Origin of the sequence: Janthinobacterium amylolyticum (genome assembly GCF_051380655.1) — a bacterium.
Taxonomy (GTDB): domain Bacteria; phylum Pseudomonadota; class Gammaproteobacteria; order Burkholderiales; family Burkholderiaceae_D; genus Janthinobacterium.
Genome location: NZ_JBNYXL010000001.1, coordinates 129479 through 148536 on the forward strand (window position 1 = coordinate 129479; position 19058 = coordinate 148536).

The following is a 19058-nucleotide window of genomic DNA, read 5'->3' on the forward strand; positions in this document are numbered from 1 at the left end:
AGTCATCACCATCTCGCGTTTTGACTTTACTCAAGGATAATTACCCATGCGCCGTTCGACTGCACCCGCCGCCTTCTTCCCATCTCCTCTTCATTTGACGCCAGTGCGCCGCGCGCTGCGCTCGGCCTTTGCCATCGGCGGCCTGCTGCTTGCCCCCGGTCTGGCTTGCGCCGAAACGCCTGCCGCCGATGCCGTCGCCACGGCCGACGCGAATGGCGGGGGCGAGGGTGCCGCATTGCAATCGGTGACGGTGACGGCGCAAAAGCGCGAGGAATCGGCACAGAAGGTGCCCAGCGCGATCACGGTACTGAGCGGCAAGGAACTGCTCGACACGGGCATCGGGCGTTCGGCCAGCGAAATCCTCAACTACGTGCCGAACGCCTCGGCCGGCACGCAGCAGCATGGCCGCCCCCGCTGGTGGATACGCGGCGTCGGCGCGGGCCAGCAGCAGATCGATTTCCCGAACCCCGTCGGCTTTTACCTTGACGATGTCTACATCAGCAATTCCAGCGCCACGGGTTTCCCCCTTTTCGACCTGGACCGGGTGGAAGTGCTGCGTGGCCCGCAAGGCACGCTGTGGGGCAAGAACACGACGGGCGGCGCCATCAACGTCATTTCGCGCAAGCCTTCGTTCAAGTCCAGCGGCTACGCCAAGCTTGACTACGGCAGCTACGACACCAAGCTGGCCGAAGGCGCCATCGGCGGTGCGCTGGTCGACGAGGTGCTGGCGGGGCGCTTGTCCTTCCACACGGAGCAGCAGGACAAGGGCCGCTTTCACAATCAGTTTACGGGCGAGCGCGATGGAAAGCTCAAGGACAGCGCCATTCGCGGCCAGCTCAAGGCGCTGATTGGCCGCGACCTGACGGCCAATCTGAACCTGCATTACCGCGACTACACCACCAAAGGTGCCACCACCACGGTGGCCAGCTATGGCGCTAATGGCGTCTACCGCAACGGCTACATCCCCAGTACCAACCCGGATGATGTGAGCACGAACGCGCCGGCCGACAGCGACGTACAACAGGGCGGTGCGCAGCTGAACCTGGAATACGCACTTGGCGAGCTGACCCTGACGTCGATCACCGGCTATGAAAATTTCAGGAACGAAGCGACGGGTGACAGCGACAACACGCCGCTGGAAGTGGGCCGCAGCCGTTCAAAAGCCAGCAGCCGGCAAGTGTCGCAGGAGCTGCGCCTGACGTCGCCGCAGAACGGCACCGTAAGCTGGGTGGCTGGTCTGTTTTACTTCAATGAAAAGATCGATTCCGATTCGGCCGGCGCGCGCCTGCCCAACGGCACGGTGCCGGCGCTGGCGGGCAGCACGCAACCCGTCGGCTACAACCGCAGCATTTATCAGCACAAGGCGCGCAGCGCGGCCATCTTCGGCAGCACCACCGTCAACTTCAGCGAGCAGTTCCTGTCCACGTTCGGCCTGCGCTGGACGACGGAAACCAAGGACCTGGACTTGCGGCGCGTGCAGGCCGCATCGAACACGGTGACGTTCGGCGACCCGGCCAACTGGTGGAACACGGTCCAGGGCGGCAATTACACGGCCGCCTCGGTCGCCAACAACAACTTCACGTCGAAGCCGTCAACGACCTGGAATGCGCTGACCTACGATGTGACGCCGGAATACCGTTTCAGCCGCACCCTGCGCGGCTATCTGAAATACGCGCACGGCATCAAGTCGGGCGGCTACAACACCAGCGCGACGGACGTGCGGGCGCTCAATACGGTCAAGCCCGAAACCCTGAACTCCTTCGAAGCGGGCATCAAGTCGGAATGGCTGGACGGACGCCTGAACTTCAATGCCAACGTTTTTCATTATGACTACAAGAACGTGCAAGTCAATATCACGGGCGTGTACAACGGCGACCCCACGCAAAGCGTCAATTACCTGCAGAACGTGCGCAAGGCACACGTGAATGGCGCGGAATTCGAGATCGAAGCGCAGCCGACGGACAACCTGCACATCAACGCCAATATCGGCCTGCTGCGCACGGAATTCGACGATTTCGCCATCCAGAACAATGGCGGCGACCGCTCCGGCAATGAATTCGTGCGCTCGCCTCACGTGACGGCCTTGCTGGCGGCCGACTACCGCTACCCGCTGGGCAATGGCGCGCAACTGGTCTTCAGCGGCGACGTGCGCTACACGTCGAAACAGTTCTACTATGTCGACCCGCAAAGCGCCGCGCGCGACTTGCTGAACCAGGGCGGCTTCGCGCTGGCCAACGCGCGCCTGTCGTATGTGCTCGCGGGCGGCAAGCACCGGATCACCGCGTATGCGAACAACCTGGCCGACAAGGTTTACCGCAACCACACCCTGACCAGTTTCGTGCCCGGCGCCGTGAATGGCGACACCGTCATCATCGGCCAGGGCCGCACGGTGGGGGCGTCGTACACGGTGCAGTTCTGATGGCGATTGACTGATGTGAAAAGGCCGGCGTACTCGCCGGCCTTTGCGTTCTCCCGTAGGTCGGCTTGACGCAGCGGTAGGTCGGCTTAGCGCAGCGTAAGCCGACAATACCAAACTAGGCTGCCACCCGCAGCAGCGCCTCCAGCCGCCGCTGCGCCTCGGCCAAAGGCCGGCGGTCGATCCACGCATCGATATCCACGTCGCGGTCGAGAAAACCATGCTGCAGCTGGAAGTTCTTTTGCTGGCGGAACAGCGCCACTTTGTCCTCGGACAGGTCGGGCGCCAGGGCCAGATGAAAGCCGTCCCGATAAGCTTCGGCCACGGCATCGGCGCCGGCCCGCGTCTCGCCCTGCAGGATGGCCAGCACCTCGGCCTGGTGGCTGCGGGCCCAGTGCGCGGCGCGCAGGGTCTGCGTGAGAAAGCGCACGACCAGTTCGAAATGCTGTTCCAGCATGGATGCATGCACGGTGATCGGACGCGGCGTGCCATTGTTGACGCGGAAGCGCCGGTCGGGCAGGGCGTCGATGTCGATGCCTACTTGCAGCCCCGCCGTGCGGGCCGCTTCGGCCGCCGCCGCGCCTTTGACGTACACGGCATCGACTTCGCCGCGCAGCAGCGGCGCGATGCCTTGCCACAGGCCCGCGCCCGGATTGGCAGATGCCTGGGCGTCGGCCCCCACTTCCACCAGCTGCACATCGTCGAGGGTGAGGCCGGCGGACGCCAGCACGCCCTTGTAGCCGGCCAGGCTCATGCCGCGCGCGATGCTGCGTCCGCGCCGGTTGTCGCGCAAATCCTCGGCGCGAAATGCAGGCAGTGCCAGGCGCTTGCCCTGCAGCTGCGCTGGCGTCGTGATGCCGGAACCGGGGCGCACGAGGATGGCTTGCCATTCGTCGATCCAGGTCAGGCCGATCAGCCGCGTCGGCGCTCCCTGCGCACGGGCGGGCAGGGCCAGCAGGTTGCCGCCTTCGCGCACGAGCGTGGACAGGCCGTGGTCGTAATGATGGTGCGCCAGTTCACCGCCCACTTCCTGCAGGGTTTTCAGGGCGATGCCGTCGCGGGCGAATTCTTCGTCCAGCCAGCCCAGCTTGTATGCCAGGCCCGTGGCCGTGGGCACGGGGCAGCGGGTGAACCAGACGGTATCGACGGCGGGGGATGTTGCGGTGGTCATGGAATTCCTTGGTGGTGGGAGGAAGACCGAACGCTGCACGAAACATGCCTGATGCCGGGGTCTGGCCCGCCGGGTCAGACTGCGGACGCCGCGTGCTGGCTGGCCGACAGCGGGCGTCCGCAACACTGCTGCCACGCCAGCAGCCGCTGTTGCGCAGGCAGCAGCGCTCCAGCATTTCCCCGGTGCCAGCGCTGGCACGCGTCTTGCGAAAGTAGAGGCAGGACTGACCCCAACCTCAACCCCAAAGAATGGAGCATGACATGACGGACGTGGCACAAGCGGAAGCACAACAAGTACTGGCGCAGGAATTGACGGCGGCCGAACTGGCCTTCGTGGAGCAGGTGCGGCGCGATGCGCAGACGGCCTTCGATGGCTTGCGCGAGACGGGCAGCCTGACGGCCAACGGCACGGTGGGCTTTGTCGAGCGCACCCCTGGCGGCGACAAGGTGGTGGTGGTCAACGATCCGGGGCCGTTCCGTCGTGGCCAGCCGCTGAAGGCGGCCGTGCTGGCGCTCGATGGCACGGTGATCGTGGGCGACGCCAACAACGGCGGCGCGCGTTATCTGAAACTGTTCCGGGAGCGGCCGGAAGTGACGTCGATTTCGCACGTGCATTCGCCCTCCCTGGGGGCCTGGGCACAGACGCACCGCACGCTGCCCATCCGCTACGTACCCGTGCAGCGCTTCCAGCTGATCCGCGAAATTCCCATCTATATCGACCGCCGCCAGCCGGAAGTCGATTTCATCCTCGGTGAAATCGCCCGCAACACGCATGCCACGGCCATCCTGGAAGCGAACGGCGGCGCCACCGTGTGGGGCAAGCAGGGCTTGCTGAAGCTGGCTGAATTCATCCTGCTGCTGGAAGAGGGGGCAAAAATCCAGATCGCGGCCGAAGCCATCGGCGGCTCGCGCGACTTCGGCCCCGGCGTGCTGCTGCAGCAATGGAAGATGAGCAAGCTGATCGACACTGCGCGCGCGCTGTCTTTGCTGCCCGCCACCGATTTGATATAAACCTTTCAAGAACAGGCCCACGATGTCATTGCAATTCTTACGTGTGAACTGGCGCAAAATATTCGCCAGCGCCCTGGCAGCCAGCCTGCTGGCGCCAGCCATCGCGGCGGCGGCCGAGCCATTGCCGGCTGCCGTGCGCATCGCCGTCGTGGCGCGCACGGCGCCGTCCGGCAAGACCGTGTTTGCCGGTTCGGCCGCCCAGGTGGCGTCACAAGGCTGGCTGGCTGCCGAGCTGGGCAAGCTGGGCGTGAAGCTGGAATGGGTGCCTGTCACCACCAATTCCGTGGCGACACAGGTCAACGAGGCGTTTGCCAACCACTCGATCGACCTGGCCCAGTATGGCGACTTGCCATCGATTATCGCCAATGCCTCGGGCTTGCAGACGCGGCTGATTTTGCCGGGCGGCAGCGCCAACAATACCTACCTGGTGGTGCCGAACGGTTCCACGGCGAAATCGATCAATGACCTGAAAGGCAAGAAGATCGCCTTGCACCGGGGCCGGCCGTGGGAATACCCGTTCGCGCGCCTGCTGGAAGCCAATGGCATGAGCCTGCGCGATGTGAAAATCCTCAACCTCAATCCGCAGGCGGGCGCGGCGGCCGTGGCGACGGGCGGCGCGGACGCTTTTTTTACCCTCAGCGACGCATTCCTGCTGGAAGACAAGAAGGTCGGCAAGATCATCTGGTCCAGCAAGGCGCCGCCGCAGGACTGGAAGATGCGCGCCGAGCTGTGGGCCGACAGCGGTTTCCTGAAAAGCTATCCGCAACTGGCCCAGCTGGTGGTCACAGCCTATGTGCGCGAGCACCACCGGGCTGCCGGCGCCGGCGGCGAAGACGAATATGTGCGCACCGAGGCGGCCGCGGGCCAGGTGGAAAGCGTGGTGCGGCGTGAACTGGCGGGCGACCATACGCCGTGGCAGGCGCGCTGGTCGCCGTTGTTTACGGCCAGTTTGCGCCAGCATTATGTGAGCGAGGCGGCATACGCGAAGAGCGCGGGCCTGATCGCGCGGCCCCTGCAAGTGGACAGCCTGTTCGCGCCGCAGTTCGTTAACCAAGCGCTGGCGCAGCTGAAATTGCAAACCTACTGGGCGCCATGAGTTCCATCGTCAACGCCATTGCCTTGCCGCGCGCCCAGCGCAAGCAGCACCCGCCGGCGCCAGCGGCGGCCGTACGCGCGCCATGGCTGCGCCGCTTTATCCGCTCGCCCTGGTCCGTCTGGGCGTCGCCGCTGGCCTTGCTGCTGTTGTGGACGGCGGCCACCACGTTCGAGTGGATGCCCGCGCACATATTGATGTCGCCATGGCAAGTGCTGCTGACGGCCCGCGACCTGGCCGAGAGCGGCGAACTGGGCCAGCACCTGGGCATCAGCCTGTTCCGCCTGCTGGCCGGATTCGGCCTGGGCGCCAGTGTTGGCCTGGCGTTTGGCGTCTTGCTGGGTCTGTCTCCTGGCTTGCGCAGCTATGTCGATCCCACGTTCAATGTCTTGCGCCAGCTGCCGACCGTGGCCCTGATCCCCCTGTTTATCTTGCTGTTCGGCATAGGCGAGAGTTTCAAGGTGTTTATTGTTGCCAAGGCCAGTTTCTTTATCGTCGCGCTGGCCGTGCATGACGCCATCCGCAACTTGTCTGCGCGTTACTTCGAGGTGGCGCAAGTGTATTGCTTCTCGCGCTGGCAACGCATCCGCCTGATCGTCTTGCCCGCCATCGTGCCGGCCGCGCTGACGGGCATGCGCATCGCCCTGTCGCGCTCGTGGATGGTGCTGGTGGGGGCGGAATTGCTGGCCGCCGACAGCGGCCTGGGGCAGATGATGGAAATGGGCCGGCAAATGTTCCGCCTCGACGTGGTGATGGTGGGCGTGGTGCTGACGGGCGTCATCGGCTTTGGGCTGGACCGGCTTTGCCATGCGCTGGAAGCGCGGTTGATGCGCTGGAAACGCGGTGGGGAGTCCAAATGAAGCAGCGTTTGATACTGATCTTCAAGGGCGCGCTGCTGCCGCTGGCCTTGCTGGGAGCCTGGCAATGGGCTTCCGGCCAAGGCGCGGCCGCCGCCTACATTTTTGTCTCCTTGGGCGACCTGGCGCACAGCTTGCGCGACCTGGTCTTGACGGGCGAGCTGTGGGTGCATCTGCGCGCCAGCCTGGGCCGCACCCTGGCCGGCTTGCTGCTGGGCGGCAGCGCCGGCATCGTCACGGGGGCGCTGATGGCGCAGTCGCCGCTGGCGGATAGGCTCATCGGCCCGCTGTTCCACAGCATCCGGCAAGTGCCGTTGCTGGGCCTGATACCGTTGCTGGGCTTGTGGGTAGGCAATGGCGACGGCGCCAAGCTGCTGGTGATCGCCATCGCCGCCTTTTATCCGACCGTGCTCAACACCCATGCGGGCATGCGCCAGGTGGAAGGGCGCTTGCGCGAAGTGGGGCAGGTGCTGACCCTGACGCGCTGGCAGACACTGCGCCAGATTCTGTTGCCGGGCGCCATGCCGGCCATTGTCACGGGCGTCACGCATGCGCTGGCGTTTGCCTGGCTCGCGTGCCTGGGCGGCGAACTGCTGTTTTCAGCCGGCCCCGGCATGGGTTCCTTGCTGCTCAATGGCGAAGTGTCGGGCCGCATGGACGTCGTCCTGCTGGCCGTGCTGGTGATCGCGCTGCTGGCGCAAGCGATGAACGTGGCGTTTGCGCGCCTCGCGCGTTTGCTGGTGAAGGGGCGCAGCAGTGAGTGAATCGTTGCCATTGACCGTAGACGCGGCCATCAGCGCCCGAGAAGGAGAACTGCGCGCCTTCTTGCTGCGCTTTATCGGCCTGACCTTGTTGTCCGGCGTGACCATCGGCATGAACAAGGTGCTGGCCACCTTGCTGGGCTTGCATCTGCACGTGAGCAATTTCCAGCTGGCCGCGATCAGCAGCGCGGAAACCCTGGCCATGGCGCTCGGTACCATACCGGCCGGCTACATTCTGTCGCGCGGCAACCCCAGGCATTTGTATGCTTGTGTCAGCCTGAGCCTGGCGCTGGCTTTCTGCGTGCTGCCGTGGCTGCCCGGCTGGCAATGGGTGGCCCTGCTGATGTTTTTGGTAGGCCTGTGCATTTCCCTGCGCATCGTTGCCATGAGCACCGTGTTTCTCGTGCGCCTGCCGGAACTGGGGCAGGGCAAGGCGGGCTGGTACAAGGGAACCTTGATCCTCGGCATGCAGTTCGTCGGACCCTTGTGCGGCAATTACCTGATCGCGCAGCTGGGCCTGAAAGCGGGATTTTTGATCTCGGCCCTGATGTTCGCCATCCTGGCCGTGCTGGGTTGGCACGTATTACCCAACAATACTTTGCCGAGCGGTACGTCACCGCGCAAGCACGCAGCACATGCTGGCGTGCCCGGCGCCGCCAGCCTGCGCGAACTGCTGCGCCTGCCCATCGTGCGCACCACGTATCTGTTCGAGATACTCGCCAGCTTCACGGCCTCCAGTGTGGGCGTGTTTTCCATCTTGCTGGCGATGCGCGTGCTGCACTGGCCTGCGCATCACGCCGTCTGGCTGATGGCCGTGCAGGGACTGAGCTGCGTGCTGGTGCTGCTGTTCCTGGGGCGCTTCGTGCTGGCCAGCCGCTACCGCGCGCAGCTGTACGCTGGCGCGCACCTGGCCATCATGGCGGCCTTGCTGATCCTCGGCTTGTGGCCCGGCAGCATCGCCTACCTGGCCGCCTCCGTGCTGCTGGGACTGGGGCTGGGCGTGAATAACCTCGTCAATACGGACAATATCGCCCGCGCGCCCGTCGACAAGGCCAGGGTCTCGGCCCATCTGACCCTGTTCGGCATGGTCGGCGGCACGGCCGGCGCGCTGGCGGCGGGCCGCCTGGCCGACCTGACGGGCTTGCGCAATGTGTTCCTGATCTGGCTGGCTCCCTGGCTGGCCGCCTGGCTGGTGTTCCACTGCAGCCGCTGGCTGCGCCGGGCGCCGCCCGCCGCCGTTTCTTCCCTCGCCCCAACCTCAGAGAGTGCGCCATGAATGATTTCGTTTCTCCTTCGGCCTGGTCTCCTTCAGCCCTGTCGACGCACAAGCAGCACCTGAGCGGCGGCTTGCAGGTGCAGCACGTGAGCAAGTCGTTTGCGCTGAAAGGCGCGCCGCTGCCCGTGCTCGAGGATATTGCGCTGACCATCGCACCGGGCGAATTCGTTGCCATCGTGGGCGCCTCGGGTTGCGGCAAGTCCACCTTGCTGCGCCTGCTGGCAGGCCTGGACACGGATTACACGGGCTTGCTGTTGCATGACGGCCTGCCGATTCGTGGCACCGATCTGCGCCGGGGTCTTGTGTTCCAGGACCACCGCCTGTTCCCGTGGCTGACGGTGCAGCAGAACGTGGCCGTGGCCTTCAGCAATACCAAGGTGCCGCTGGCCGAGCGCGATGCCCGCGTGGCGGCGGAAATCGCGCGCGTGGGCCTCGACGGCTATGCGGATGCCTATCCGCATCAGTTATCCGGCGGCATGTCGCAGCGGGCGGCGATTGCCCGCGCCCTCGTCGGGCGGCCCGACGTGCTGCTGCTGGACGAACCGCTGGGCGCGCTCGACGCGCTGACCCGCTTGCGTTTGCAGCAGGAACTGCGCCGTTTGTGGCAGGACGAGGGCATCACCATGGTGATGGTCACGCATGACATCGATGAAGCCGTCTACCTGGCCGACCGCATCGTCGTGCTCGATGCGCGCCCCGGCAAGGTGCGCCGGGTGCAGGAGGTGCCGCTGGCCCACCCGCGCCAGCGCGGTTCGGCTGGTTTTGTTGCCATCCGCGATGGTCTGCATGCGGATTTCAGCGACCTCGACGAGTCGAACGCGCCCGTGGCGCAGGAAGAACACCCCAGCAGCTTGTGGGATGGCAATGAATGGGCGCGCAGGATGGCGCTGTAGTTTCCTTTTTGACCGGTTCACCCACTCTGGAGATACACGATGAGCAATAACAACGCACTCGACACCCTGTGGTACACGCGCTGCCCCGTCCCGACGGGCCTGGGAATTTCCCTGCAGCAGGGATGGCTGGAAGATGCCCTGCGCGCCGACGGCACCAGCTTGCGCTCCTTGCGCGAGTCGGACCAGGAAGCCGTGCGCGAATCGCATTTCGACCATACCCTGCAAAATTCCGTGCGGCACGGCGGCAATATTCCCGCCCTGTGGGCCCGCGCGGCGGGACGCGAAACGCGCGTCATCGGCCTGTCGTGGTCGGATGAAACCCAGCTGATACTGACCCTGCCCGGCAGCGGCATCCAGACGGTGCGCGACTTGAAGGGGCGGCGTTTCGGCTTGCCCCTGTGGGCCAGGGCGCAGATCGACTTTGCGCGCGCGCAAGCCTTGCGGGGGCTGGAAAACGCCCTGAGCCTGGAAGGGCTGGCGGTTGCCGACGTGGAACTGGTCGATTATGTGGTCAACACGGGCCAGAGCGAAACGGCGCCGGAGAAGGGCGCGGCAACGAATCTTTTCAGCGGCGCGCGGCGCGGCGGCCAAAGCCCGGAATTGCTGGGACTGTTGCGGGGCGAGGTGGATGCCATCTTCCTGAAAGGCGCTTCGGCCGCGCAGCTGGCGCAGCAGTTCGGCTTGCACACGGTGATCGATACGGGCATCCATCCGGAACCCTTGATCCGTGCCAACAATGGCACGCCGCGCACCTTGAGCGTCGACGCGCACCTGCTCGACAACCATTTCAATTCCGCTGTGACCCTGGTCGATCAGGTGCTGCGGGCCGAAGCGTGGGCACGCGGTCATGCGGACGAGACACGGCGTTTCCTGGCGCGCGAATCGAATGCCAGCGAGCACTGGGTGCAAGTGGCCTACGGCAAGGATGCGCATCTGCGTCTGGACACGGACCTGGCGGAAACGTCGGTCGCCGGCTTGCAGGATTTCAGCGATTTCCTGTTCCGCTGGAACTTCCTGCCCAGCAAGGTCGACGTGCGCGCCTGGCTCGATCCCCGTCCGCTTGAGGCGGCGCTGGCGCAGACGCGCCGGGCGGCTTGAGCGGGAAGCACGTCAACAGTGGCCATGCTTGATGATGAGGAGAATGCAATGCGGCGACGTACGCTGATGGGAGGGCTGGCCTTGCTGCCCCTGGCGGGACAGGCAGTGTCGGCAGTGTCGACAGCAAAAGGGGCGGGGGCGCCGCTGGCGGCCCTGCGCATCGCCTCGACGGGCTTTGCGGAAAACGGCAAGGCGGAACTGGGCGGCATCGCTTACCGGGTGCAGCAGGAAGGCTGGCTGGCACGTGAACTCAGGCAACGGGGCGTGCGGCTGGAATGGCTGCCCGTCACGGGTGACACGGGCGCGACCATGAACGAGGCCTTCGCCAGCGGGCGCATCGACATGGCCGCGTACGGCGATTTGCCGTCCGTCATCCTCAACGCGGGCGGCGTGCGCACGCAGGTGATCGTGCCGGCGGGGCGGGGCACGGACCAGTTCCTGCTGGTGCCCACCAGTTCGCGCGCCACGTCCTTGGCCGACCTGAAGGGCAAGCGCATCAGCGTGCACCGGGGCCGGCCGTGGGAACTGGGCTTGCGCCAGCTGATCGCCGACCAGCGCATGTCGCCCACGGATTTTCGCTTGATCAATATGGATTTGAAGCCCGGCACGGCCGCGCTGGCCACGGGCGCTGTCGATGCCTTGTTCATGATCAATGGCTATCCGCTGGAAGACAAGGGCATCGGCCGCATCATCTGGTCCAGCAAGGGCTTGCCGGAACGCAAAATGCGGGCGGAACTATGGGCTCGCCGCGACTTTACGCAAGCCCATCCCGACATCGCGGAACTGGTGGCCACGGCCTGGCTGCGGGCCCAGCACTGGGCGGCGCTCGATGGCAACCGCGAGGCGATCATCAAGGATGGTTCGCGCAACGGCACGCCCGACAGCGTGGTACGGCGCAGCTATGACGATCCGGGCTTGCAGTGGAAGGAGCGCTGGTCGCCCCTGTACGACGACGCCGTCTACCGGCATTACCGCCGGGTGCTGGCGTTTGCGCAGGAACAAAAGCTGATCCGCCAGCCACTGACGGCGGAAGAGTTGCTGGAACCGCGTTTTGTCGCGGCTGGCTTGAAAAAGCTGGGTCTGGGCAATTACTGGGAGCCGGCCAAGGTGTAGTGCAGGAAGGTGGTCGCGTGGCTCAGTGCGGCAGGCACACGCGTCCCGCCACATTGATCACGTCATCACCCGCATGCGCGCGCAGTTGCAGCAGCATCAGGGCCACGCCCAGCATCAGCGCCGCGGCGCAGAGTTTCTTGTGCATCGTCTTTCCTGTTTTCACTTCATTCTGAGGCTTGCGGCCGTATTATTGCTCAAATTCACCGTGCAGGATGAGCATTTTGCCAAGCGTGCTCTACAATTATGCATACCGCGCTTCGGCGCCATCGAATTTTATGCATAGTATGTGAAGGGAATGACAAGCCTGTGACTTCCAAGCCGCTCAAGATCGCCGCCACCGTTGTCGTGGCACTCGCCGCTGGCGCCGGCATTTATACGTACACGCGTTCCGCCGCCACGGCCACGCCGCCCGCGTCCGGCGCCGGCCAGCCAGCCGCCACGCCGCAGGGCGCAGCCGACACGGCCGCCGTGGCCGCCCAGTTCCGCGACTTGCTGGCCAATTTCCGCAAGATCATCGTGCTGCTGGCCGACGAACAAAGCTTGACGGAAGGGGCGCGCGACGAAGCGCGCAAGGTGGGGCAGGCGCTGTTCCATGAAAACCAGGAACGCATCGCCAGGCTCGATGCGGCGCTCGACCAGCTGACGGCGCCCACCAATCCGGGCCGCTTCGAAGCGCTCGACACTTTATTGACGTATATCGAATCCGATCCCGGCCTGTACGACGCGGACCGCCTGGCGTTCCGCGAGCTGCTGCAAAGCATGCTGGCCGACGTGGCGAAGGACTCGTCCTTGCCGGCCATCAAGCTGCACAAGCGCATTTCCGAAGACCTCGAGGCGCTGGGAGAGATCGAGCGCAATTACGAGAAGGAAATCCGGCAAATCTTCGGCAACCTGGGCCAGCGCGCCATCGAACTCAAGCGCGAACGGTGGGACGATTACGTGGCGCAGCTGAAAAAGCTCTACAGCCGCGAACAGATTCTGAAGGAAAACGGCATTGTCGTGCCGTATGCCGTGCCCCCGGCCGGTTCTGTACCCGAAGCCAAGCCCGTGCCAAAGAAAGAGGAAGCGGAAATCTTCGGCCTGGGCTTGCCGAAGAAAACCATCGTGCTGACCTTTGACGACGGCCCGCACCGCCGCTACACGGAAGAAATCAGCGCCATCCTGAAACAGTATGGCGTGCCGGCCGTGTTCTTCAACGTGGGCCGCAACCTTGGATCGCTCGACGCGGAAGGCCACGCCAAGCTGAACGCGGGCGCGGAAGTGAGCCGCAAGCTGATGAAAGAGGGCTATGCCGTGGGCAACCACAGTTTCAGCCATGCACAGTTATCCAAGCAGACGGGCGACAAGCTGAAAGGCGAAATCCTCGGCACCGACACTTTATTAAAAGCCATCAGCCCCGAACGGGCCGCGCTGTTCCGCTTCCCGTATGGCGCGCGCAACAGCGAAGGCATGGCCGCGCTGGCCGATGCGCATTTGAAATCCGTGATGTGGAATATCGATTCGCTGGACTGGGCCGACCCCGTGCCCAGTTCGATCACCAACCGGGTGCTGGCCTCCGTCGACAAGGCGGGGCGCGGCATCATCCTGTTCCATGACATCCATGAACGCACGGTAAAGGCCTTGCCGGCCGTGCTGGACAAGCTGATCGCCGAAGGCTATCAATTCGCGGGCTGGGATGGCACGAGTTTCCAGGTGGCGAAAAGCACGGCGCCTGCGCCGGAAAAAGTGCCCGTCACCACCGGCTACGCCAATTCCTGGGCCGTGGTGATCGGCATCGACGATTATGCCAAGTGGCCGAAACTGCAGTATGCGGTGCGCGACGCGCAGGGCATCCGCGAAACCCTGATCGAGAAATTCGCCTTTGCGCCCGAAAGGGTCGTGACGCTGAAGAATGGCGAAGCGACGCGCAACAACATCCTGGCCGCCTTCCACGACAAGCTGGCGCATGGCGGCGTGCAAAAGAATGACCGCATCTTCGTCTTCTTTGCCGGCCACGGCGCCACGCGCAAGCTCAGTTCGGGACGCGACCTCGGCTACATCGTGCCCGTTGATTCCGACCCGGACCAGTTCGCCACGGATGCGATACCGATGACGGAAATCCAGAATATCGCGGAAAGCCTGACGGCCAAGCATGCGTTCTTTGTCATGGATGCCTGTTACAGCGGCCTGGGCCTGACGCGCGGCGCCGGTTCCAGCTCTTTCCTGCGCGACAACGCCAAGCGCATCGGCCGGCAAATGCTGACGGCTGGCGGCGGCGACCAGCTGGTGGCCGACGGCGGGCCGAACGGCCATTCCGTGTTTACGTGGACCTTGCTGCAAGGCCTGGCGGGCAAGGGCGATCTGAACGGCGACGGCCTCATCACGGCGACGGAACTGGCCGCCTACGTGGCGCCGGCCGTCTCCAGCGTATCGAACCAGACCCCCGCGTTTGGCAGCTTGCCTGGTTCGGAAGGGGGCGATTTCGTCTTTGAATTGCCAGGCGAGACGGAATTCCTCAGCCCGAACACGGCGCAACTGTCGACGGAAGCCATCGCCCTGAACAGCAAGCTGGACGCCAAGCCGGCCACCGCCAGCGTGACGGTGAAGGACTTGCAGGGGGGCGAACAGAAGATCGTCACGCCGGGCGCCGTGCCCACTTCGGCACGCCAGCTGGCGCAGCGGGCCAACGACCGCGGCTTGCAGCTGTACAAGGAGAAACAGTATGCGCAGGCGGAAGCGCAATTTACGGAAGCGCTGAAACTGCGTCCCGACTTTGCGCTGGCGGCCAACAACCTGGGCTTTGTTTTCTACAAGCAGGAAAAATACCGCGAAGCGGCCCGCTGGTTTGAAAACACCGTCAAGATGGATCCGTCGCGCGCCATTGCCTACCTGAATCTGGGCGACGCGTATGCCAAGGCCGGCGATGCCGCCAAGGCCAAGGCGGCGTACAAGACGTATCTGGAACTGGCGCCGACGGCCTCGATGGCGCCCACCGTGCGGCAAAAAATGGAGAAGCTGTAAGCGTGGGCAACAGCTTGCCTGTCGTCCACGTGTTTGCCTGCAGCGGGCGCTTCGCCAGCTGGGAAGCGCTGCAGGCATATTTGTCGCCCGCGTACACGGAAGATGGCGATGCCGTACCGTCGCCATTCTCCGTGGAAACGGGGCTCACGCACTATGAGCCTGCCTGTTTTGAAAGCGCCATGCTGGCGTCGCCTGCCCCGCTGGCGCAATTGCTCGATGGCGTGTCGTATCCCGACAGCTGGCTGGCGCAGGCGTGCGCGGACGCGGATGGGCAACACTTGCTGGCCGACACGGCCGTCTGCGTGTTTGCACCGAATCAGCTGGCGCATCCGGAGCGCAGCTCGCTGCGCCACGTGGGCAGCTACTGTTACTGCGTCGACTGACCGCCGTCCTGGCGCTCTTCTTGCACCAGCTTGTTGACCGTGGCCAGCAGGCTGGTGCCCGAGGTGGTGATGAAGCGGGCGCCGGCCGCTTCCGCTTCCGTGCCGTAGCTGGCCACCGTATCCTTGCTGCAATACACGATGATGGGTAGTGTTGGCTGGGCCTGGCGCACTTCGTGTACCGTGCGCACGCCCGCATCCATGATGCGCCGCCCGTTTTCCATGCGCGCCATGTCCGTGATCAGCAGCGCATAGTGCCGGCGCTGCAGCATGGCCAGCGCCTGTCGCGTCGACACGGCCTGGTCCACCTTGATATTGTCCCGTTCCAGCTGTTCCACCAGCAAGGTATTGTTGCGCGGGTGGTCGTCCAGCCACAGCACCAGGCTGGCGGGCTTTTGCGCCGTTGGCATGCCGGCCAGGGCCGTGACGGCGCCGCCGTCCGGCGGATGGGCCAGCAGCAGCTGGGTGACGGCTTCCTGCATGTCGTCGAGCGACTTTTGCTGCAAGCGGCTCAGTTCCGTCACTTCGATTTCCTTGCCGCTTTCCAGGCGTACGGACTCGTTTTTCACGAGGCTGTCCGCGCGCTTGATCATGATGGAGAGATAAATGCGCGTGAGCAAATAGCCGATCAGGAAACCATGCACGGAAAAGAACAGCATGATGCCGCCCACCACGGCCATGGCCGTTGGCGTGTCCGTGGCCAGGCTGGGGGCGATGAAGGCGGCCATGCTGCGCGCGCTGCCAGGCAGGCTTTTGAGTTCGATCAAGCCCACGCCGACAATGATTTTCGTCAGCCAGTCCGACACTTCCACCAGGTTGGAATTGATTTCCATGGGCGTGGGCGTGCCGAGGAACAGGGTATTGCTGGAGGTGGCCGCATTCGTATCGGCATTGCCGGGGGCGGCGGAGGTATCGTCCGTGGTACGGCTCTTGCCGTTGCCCCGGTCCTCGGGCGGCGCCATGTTGACGGTGCCCGAAGGCAGGGTGCGGGGGATGCCGAACAAAAAGCCCAGCAGCATGCCGCTGACGCAAAAACCCAGGCTCCACAGCAGGGCCGGAACGGCGTGGTAGTAGGGCGGCAGCATGGCACCCGCCAGCACGGCCAGGAGTCCGGCCAGCAGGATGAACAGCAGGATGTAGGGCAGCACGTCGCGCTTGCGCACGGCGGCGGCCACGGTTTTCCTTGTCTTGCCGGCGCTGTCGCTCAGGTCCACGATGCGTTCCTTTGTTTTTTGCAAAAAAGGCTGAATCCGGGACGCTATCCGTTCGCGTATATATCGGATAGGCTGTACTGGGGTGTAAGCAGGCCAGTGGCCCGTACTGACATCATAAAAACTGGAGACGCGATGCGATTGATAAAAAGCAAACGGGTGGCAGCTTGTGCCTTTGCATTGTTGAGCGTGGGGCGCCAGGCCCTGGCGCAAGGCGCAGATGCAGCGGCACCGGCTGACGACGAGTCGCGTACGGTGCGCGTGGCGGGCCACTACGATAACGCTGTCGGCACCTCGGATGCGGCCAGCCAGGGCGTCATCACTACTGAATTGATTGTCAACCGGCCCGCCTTGCGCACGGGTGAACTGCTGGAATTCGTGCCCGGGCTGATCGTCACGCAGCACAGCGGCGACGGCAAGGCCAACCAGTATTTTTTGCGCGGCTTTAATCTCGACCATGGAACGGATTTCGCCACCTATGTGGACGGCATGCCCGTCAACATGCGCACGCATGCGCATGGACAAGGCTATTCCGACCTCAATTTCCTCATTCCCGAACTGGTACAGCGCATCGACTACAAGAAGGGGCCGTATTTCGCCGGCGAAGGCGACTTCGCTTCGGCAGGCAGCGCCCGCATCCGCCTGGCCGACAAGTTGCCGCAGGGCCAGGCCAGCCTGTCCATCGGCCAGCACGGTTATCTGCGCGGCGTGGTGGCCGATTCGCTTGATGCGGGATCTGGCACCTTGCTGTTCGGCCTGGAAATGAACCGCAACAACGGTCCGTGGGACGTGCCGGAGAGCGTGCGCAAGTATAGCGGCGTGCTGCGCTATAGCCAGGGCACGCAAGACGACGGGTTCAGCGTGACGGGCATGGCGTATAAAAACAGCTGGAACGCCACCGACCAGGTGCCGCTGCGGGCCGTGGAGTCCGGCCTGATTGGCCGCTTTGGCAGCCTGGCGCCCAGCGATGGCGGCGACACCTCACGCTACAGCCTGTCGTATGCCCTGCGCAAGCGCACGCAGAACCGCCTGTTTGAATTCGATGCCTACGTGATCCGCTCGCAGCTGGAACTCAACAGCGATTTCACGTATTTCCTCGCCGATGCGCAACAGGGCGACCAGTTCCAGCAAAGCGAGCGGCGCACGGTGGCGGGCGTCAACGCCAGCGAAAGCTGGACCACCGAGCTGGCGGGCCTGGCCATGCGCAACAAGCTGGGCGTGCAGGCGCGTTTCGACCGCTTGTCGCCCGTGGGCCTGTACAACACGGTGGAGCGCATCCGCCACAGCACGGTGCGCGAAGACCGGGTGCGCGAGAGCAGCGTCGGCGTGTATGGCGAAAACACGCTGCAATGGCTGCCGTGGCTGCGTTCGGTGGCGGGCTTGCGCTATGACGCCTACCGTTTCAATGTGGCCAGCAGTATCGAGGGTAACAGCGGCACGGCGAACGACCACGTGGTGTCGCCGAAACTGTCCTTGATTTTTGGACCATGGAGCAAGACGGAGTTTTTCGTGAACTACGGCAAGGGCTTCCACAGCAACGACGCGCGCGGCACGACGCAGACGCGCCTGCCGGACGGCGAAGCCTCCACGCCCGTGACGCCGCTGGTGCCGACCAAGGGCATGGAATTGGGCGCGCGCACGGAATGGCTGCCCGGCCTGCAAAGCTCGCTGGCCCTGTGGCGCCTCGACATTGCCTCGGAGCTGCTGTTCGTCGGCGACGCGGGCGAGACGGAGGCCAGCCGCGCCAGCCGCCGCCACGGCATCGAGTGGAACAATCACTATATTGCCGCGCCGTGGCTGCTGTTCGACCTGGACCTGGCAGCCTCGCGCTCGCGCTACACGGAAAACGACCCTGCCGGCAACTATATACCCGGCTCGATCGACAAGGTGGCGTCGTTCGGCGTGACCGTGACGGACCAGGGCCCATGGTCGGGCGCCTTCCAGCTGCGCTACTTCGGCCCCCGTCCCTTGATCGAGGACAATAGTGTGCGCTCCGCCTCGACCACACTGGCGTATGCGCGGGTGGCCTACCAGCTGAACCGCAAGACCCGCGTCTCGCTCGACGTGTTCAACCTGTTTGACAAGCGCGCCAGCGACATCGATTACTACTATGCTTCGCGCCTGCCGGGCGAAGCGGCAGAGGGCGTGAATGACCGGCATTTCCATCCGGTCGAACCGCGTTCCGTGCGCCTGACCCTGGCGTATGCTTTCTGACAAGGCTACACTGTGGCATGACCGATAATGTAGTACAAACCAGCAAATTCCTTTCCCTCATCCTGCGCCACGCGCCCGAGAAAATCGGCCTGGCGCTCGATCCACACGGCTGGGCCGACATCGGCCAGCTGTTGGCCCAATCGGCCCGACATGGCCGCCGCCTTTCGCGTGAACAATTGGACGAGGTGGTGGCGCGCGACAGCAAGACGCGCTACGCCATCAGCGGCGACGGCTTGCGCATCCGCGCCCACCAGGGCCACTCCTTGGCCGCCGTCGATATCGCCTTGCCGCCCGCCACGCCACCGGCCGTGCTGTACCACGGCACGGCCAGCCGCTTTGTCGACGCGATCCGCGCCGGCGGCTTGCTGCCCGGCTCGCGCAACCATGTGCACCTGTCCAGCAACCGCGAAACGGCCGTAGCCGTCGGCGCGCGCCATGGCAAGCCCGTCGTGCTGATGGTGGACGCGGCCGCCATGCAGGCGCAGGGCCACGTGTTTTACCTGGCGGACAATGGCGTGTGGCTGGCCGATGCCGTGCCCGTGGCATTCATCGGCTTTCCGTGAGC

Annotated in this window: 16 protein-coding genes; 13 read left to right on the top strand and 3 right to left on the bottom strand. The window is 64.5% G+C overall.

The genetic code is table 11. The features are described 5' to 3' along the window. Positions 1–46 precede the first annotated feature (46 nt). Entirely contained in the window at positions 47–2419 is a 2373-nt protein-coding gene (locus ACQ4WR_RS00600) for a TonB-dependent receptor (RefSeq protein WP_436484592.1), read from the top strand. Between the two features lie 115 nt (positions 2420–2534). Here the strand turns inward: ACQ4WR_RS00600 and ACQ4WR_RS00605 are convergent, their stop codons facing one another. Continuing rightward, positions 2535–3587 carry an ABC transporter substrate-binding protein gene (locus ACQ4WR_RS00605; RefSeq protein WP_436484594.1) on the bottom strand — a complete coding sequence of 351 codons (1053 nt, stop codon included), beginning with the start codon at positions 3585–3587 and terminating at the stop codon, positions 2535–2537. Positions 3588–3847: 260 nt separating this feature from the next. On the opposite strand from ACQ4WR_RS00605, the gene ACQ4WR_RS00610 reads away from it, so the two are divergent. Genes ACQ4WR_RS00610 through ACQ4WR_RS00645 form a run of 8 tightly spaced genes read left to right on the top strand, consistent with a single transcriptional unit; the run spans position 3848 to position 11688 of the window. After that, complete coding sequence (locus ACQ4WR_RS00610; protein ID WP_436484595.1) at positions 3848–4597, top strand: class II aldolase/adducin family protein; 750 nt, start codon at positions 3848–3850, stop codon at positions 4595–4597. 22 nt (positions 4598–4619) lie between these two features. Then, positions 4620–5693: an ABC transporter substrate-binding protein gene (locus tag ACQ4WR_RS00615; protein WP_436484597.1), complete on the top strand. Its 1074-nt coding sequence runs from the start codon at positions 4620–4622 to the stop codon at positions 5691–5693. Further along, entirely contained in the window at positions 5690–6550 is an 861-nt protein-coding gene (locus ACQ4WR_RS00620; protein WP_436484598.1) for an ABC transporter permease, read from the top strand. Before ACQ4WR_RS00615 ends, ACQ4WR_RS00620 begins: the two co-directional genes overlap by 4 nt. Further along, positions 6547–7311 (top strand): ABC transporter permease, encoded by a 765-nt coding sequence (locus tag ACQ4WR_RS00625; protein ID WP_436484600.1) that lies wholly within the window; start codon positions 6547–6549, stop codon positions 7309–7311. Before ACQ4WR_RS00620 ends, ACQ4WR_RS00625 begins: the two co-directional genes overlap by 4 nt. 4 nt (positions 7312–7315) lie before the next feature. Then, positions 7316–8584: an MFS transporter gene (locus ACQ4WR_RS00630; protein WP_436484602.1), complete on the top strand. Its 1269-nt coding sequence runs from the start codon at positions 7316–7318 to the stop codon at positions 8582–8584. Continuing rightward, a complete protein-coding gene (locus tag ACQ4WR_RS00635; RefSeq protein ID WP_436484604.1) occupies positions 8581–9477 on the top strand; it encodes an ABC transporter ATP-binding protein in 897 nt (298 codons plus the stop codon). The genes ACQ4WR_RS00630 and ACQ4WR_RS00635 overlap by 4 nt, the downstream gene beginning before the upstream one ends. Before the next feature lie 39 nt (positions 9478–9516). Next, the gene (locus ACQ4WR_RS00640; protein ID WP_436484606.1) at positions 9517–10575 is read left to right on the top strand and encodes an ABC transporter substrate-binding protein; all 1059 of its coding nucleotides are present in this window, start codon (positions 9517–9519) and stop codon (positions 10573–10575) included. Positions 10576–10623: 48 nt separating this feature from the next. Next, positions 10624–11688: an ABC transporter substrate-binding protein gene (locus ACQ4WR_RS00645; RefSeq protein WP_436484608.1), complete on the top strand. Its 1065-nt coding sequence runs from the start codon at positions 10624–10626 to the stop codon at positions 11686–11688. Positions 11689–11710: 22 nt separating this feature from the next. Here the strand turns inward: ACQ4WR_RS00645 and ACQ4WR_RS00650 are convergent, their stop codons facing one another. After that, a complete protein-coding gene (locus ACQ4WR_RS00650; RefSeq protein WP_255206395.1) occupies positions 11711–11833 on the bottom strand; it encodes a hypothetical protein in 123 nt (40 codons plus the stop codon). 161 nt (positions 11834–11994) lie between these two features. Between ACQ4WR_RS00650 and ACQ4WR_RS00655 the strand changes: the two genes are divergently transcribed. Together ACQ4WR_RS00655 and ACQ4WR_RS00660 are read left to right on the top strand one after the other, a co-directional pair. Further along, complete coding sequence (locus tag ACQ4WR_RS00655) at positions 11995–14688, top strand: polysaccharide deacetylase family protein (RefSeq protein WP_436484610.1); 2694 nt, start codon at positions 11995–11997, stop codon at positions 14686–14688. Positions 14689–14690: 2 nt separating this feature from the next. Next, positions 14691–15071 (top strand): immunity 22 family protein, encoded by a 381-nt coding sequence (locus tag ACQ4WR_RS00660; protein ID WP_436484612.1) that lies wholly within the window; start codon positions 14691–14693, stop codon positions 15069–15071. Here ACQ4WR_RS00660 and ACQ4WR_RS00665 read toward each other — a convergent pair. Next, a complete protein-coding gene (locus ACQ4WR_RS00665) occupies positions 15056–16282 on the bottom strand; it encodes a response regulator (protein ID WP_436484614.1) in 1227 nt (408 codons plus the stop codon). The two genes, ACQ4WR_RS00660 and ACQ4WR_RS00665, sit on opposite strands and share 16 nt — an antisense overlap. A gap of 132 nt (positions 16283–16414) precedes the next feature. Here ACQ4WR_RS00665 and ACQ4WR_RS00670 point away from each other — a divergent pair, with 132 nt between their 5' ends. Together ACQ4WR_RS00670 and ACQ4WR_RS00675 are read left to right on the top strand one after the other, a co-directional pair. Further along, on the top strand, positions 16415–18493 hold the full coding sequence (locus ACQ4WR_RS00670; protein WP_436484616.1) for a TonB-dependent receptor: 2079 nt from the start codon (positions 16415–16417) through the stop codon (positions 18491–18493). Between the two features lie 17 nt (positions 18494–18510). Then, positions 18511–19056: an RNA 2'-phosphotransferase gene (locus ACQ4WR_RS00675; protein WP_436484618.1), complete on the top strand. Its 546-nt coding sequence runs from the start codon at positions 18511–18513 to the stop codon at positions 19054–19056. Positions 19057–19058: the final 2 nt, after the last annotated feature.

What these genes read in the sequence shown, in the direction of transcription:
- ACQ4WR_RS00600 (WP_436484592.1), top strand. Translation starts at nt 47, where the DNA reads ATGCGCCGTTCGACTGCACCCGCCGCCTTCTTCCCATCTCCTCTTCAT.
- ACQ4WR_RS00605 (WP_436484594.1), bottom strand. Translation starts at nt 3,587, where the DNA reads ATGACCACCGCAACATCCCCCGCCGTCGATACCGTCTGGTTCACCCGC.
- ACQ4WR_RS00610 (WP_436484595.1), top strand. Translation starts at nt 3,848, where the DNA reads ATGACGGACGTGGCACAAGCGGAAGCACAACAAGTACTGGCGCAGGAA.
- ACQ4WR_RS00615 (WP_436484597.1), top strand. Translation starts at nt 4,620, where the DNA reads ATGTCATTGCAATTCTTACGTGTGAACTGGCGCAAAATATTCGCCAGC.
- ACQ4WR_RS00620 (WP_436484598.1), top strand. Translation starts at nt 5,690, where the DNA reads ATGAGTTCCATCGTCAACGCCATTGCCTTGCCGCGCGCCCAGCGCAAG.
- ACQ4WR_RS00625 (WP_436484600.1), top strand. Translation starts at nt 6,547, where the DNA reads ATGAAGCAGCGTTTGATACTGATCTTCAAGGGCGCGCTGCTGCCGCTG.
- ACQ4WR_RS00635 (WP_436484604.1), top strand. Translation starts at nt 8,581, where the DNA reads ATGAATGATTTCGTTTCTCCTTCGGCCTGGTCTCCTTCAGCCCTGTCG.
- ACQ4WR_RS00640 (WP_436484606.1), top strand. Translation starts at nt 9,517, where the DNA reads ATGAGCAATAACAACGCACTCGACACCCTGTGGTACACGCGCTGCCCC.
- ACQ4WR_RS00645 (WP_436484608.1), top strand. Translation starts at nt 10,624, where the DNA reads ATGCGGCGACGTACGCTGATGGGAGGGCTGGCCTTGCTGCCCCTGGCG.
- ACQ4WR_RS00650 (WP_255206395.1), bottom strand. Translation starts at nt 11,833, where the DNA reads ATGCACAAGAAACTCTGCGCCGCGGCGCTGATGCTGGGCGTGGCCCTG.
- ACQ4WR_RS00670 (WP_436484616.1), top strand. Translation starts at nt 16,415, where the DNA reads ATGCGATTGATAAAAAGCAAACGGGTGGCAGCTTGTGCCTTTGCATTG.
- ACQ4WR_RS00675 (WP_436484618.1), top strand. Translation starts at nt 18,511, where the DNA reads ATGACCGATAATGTAGTACAAACCAGCAAATTCCTTTCCCTCATCCTG.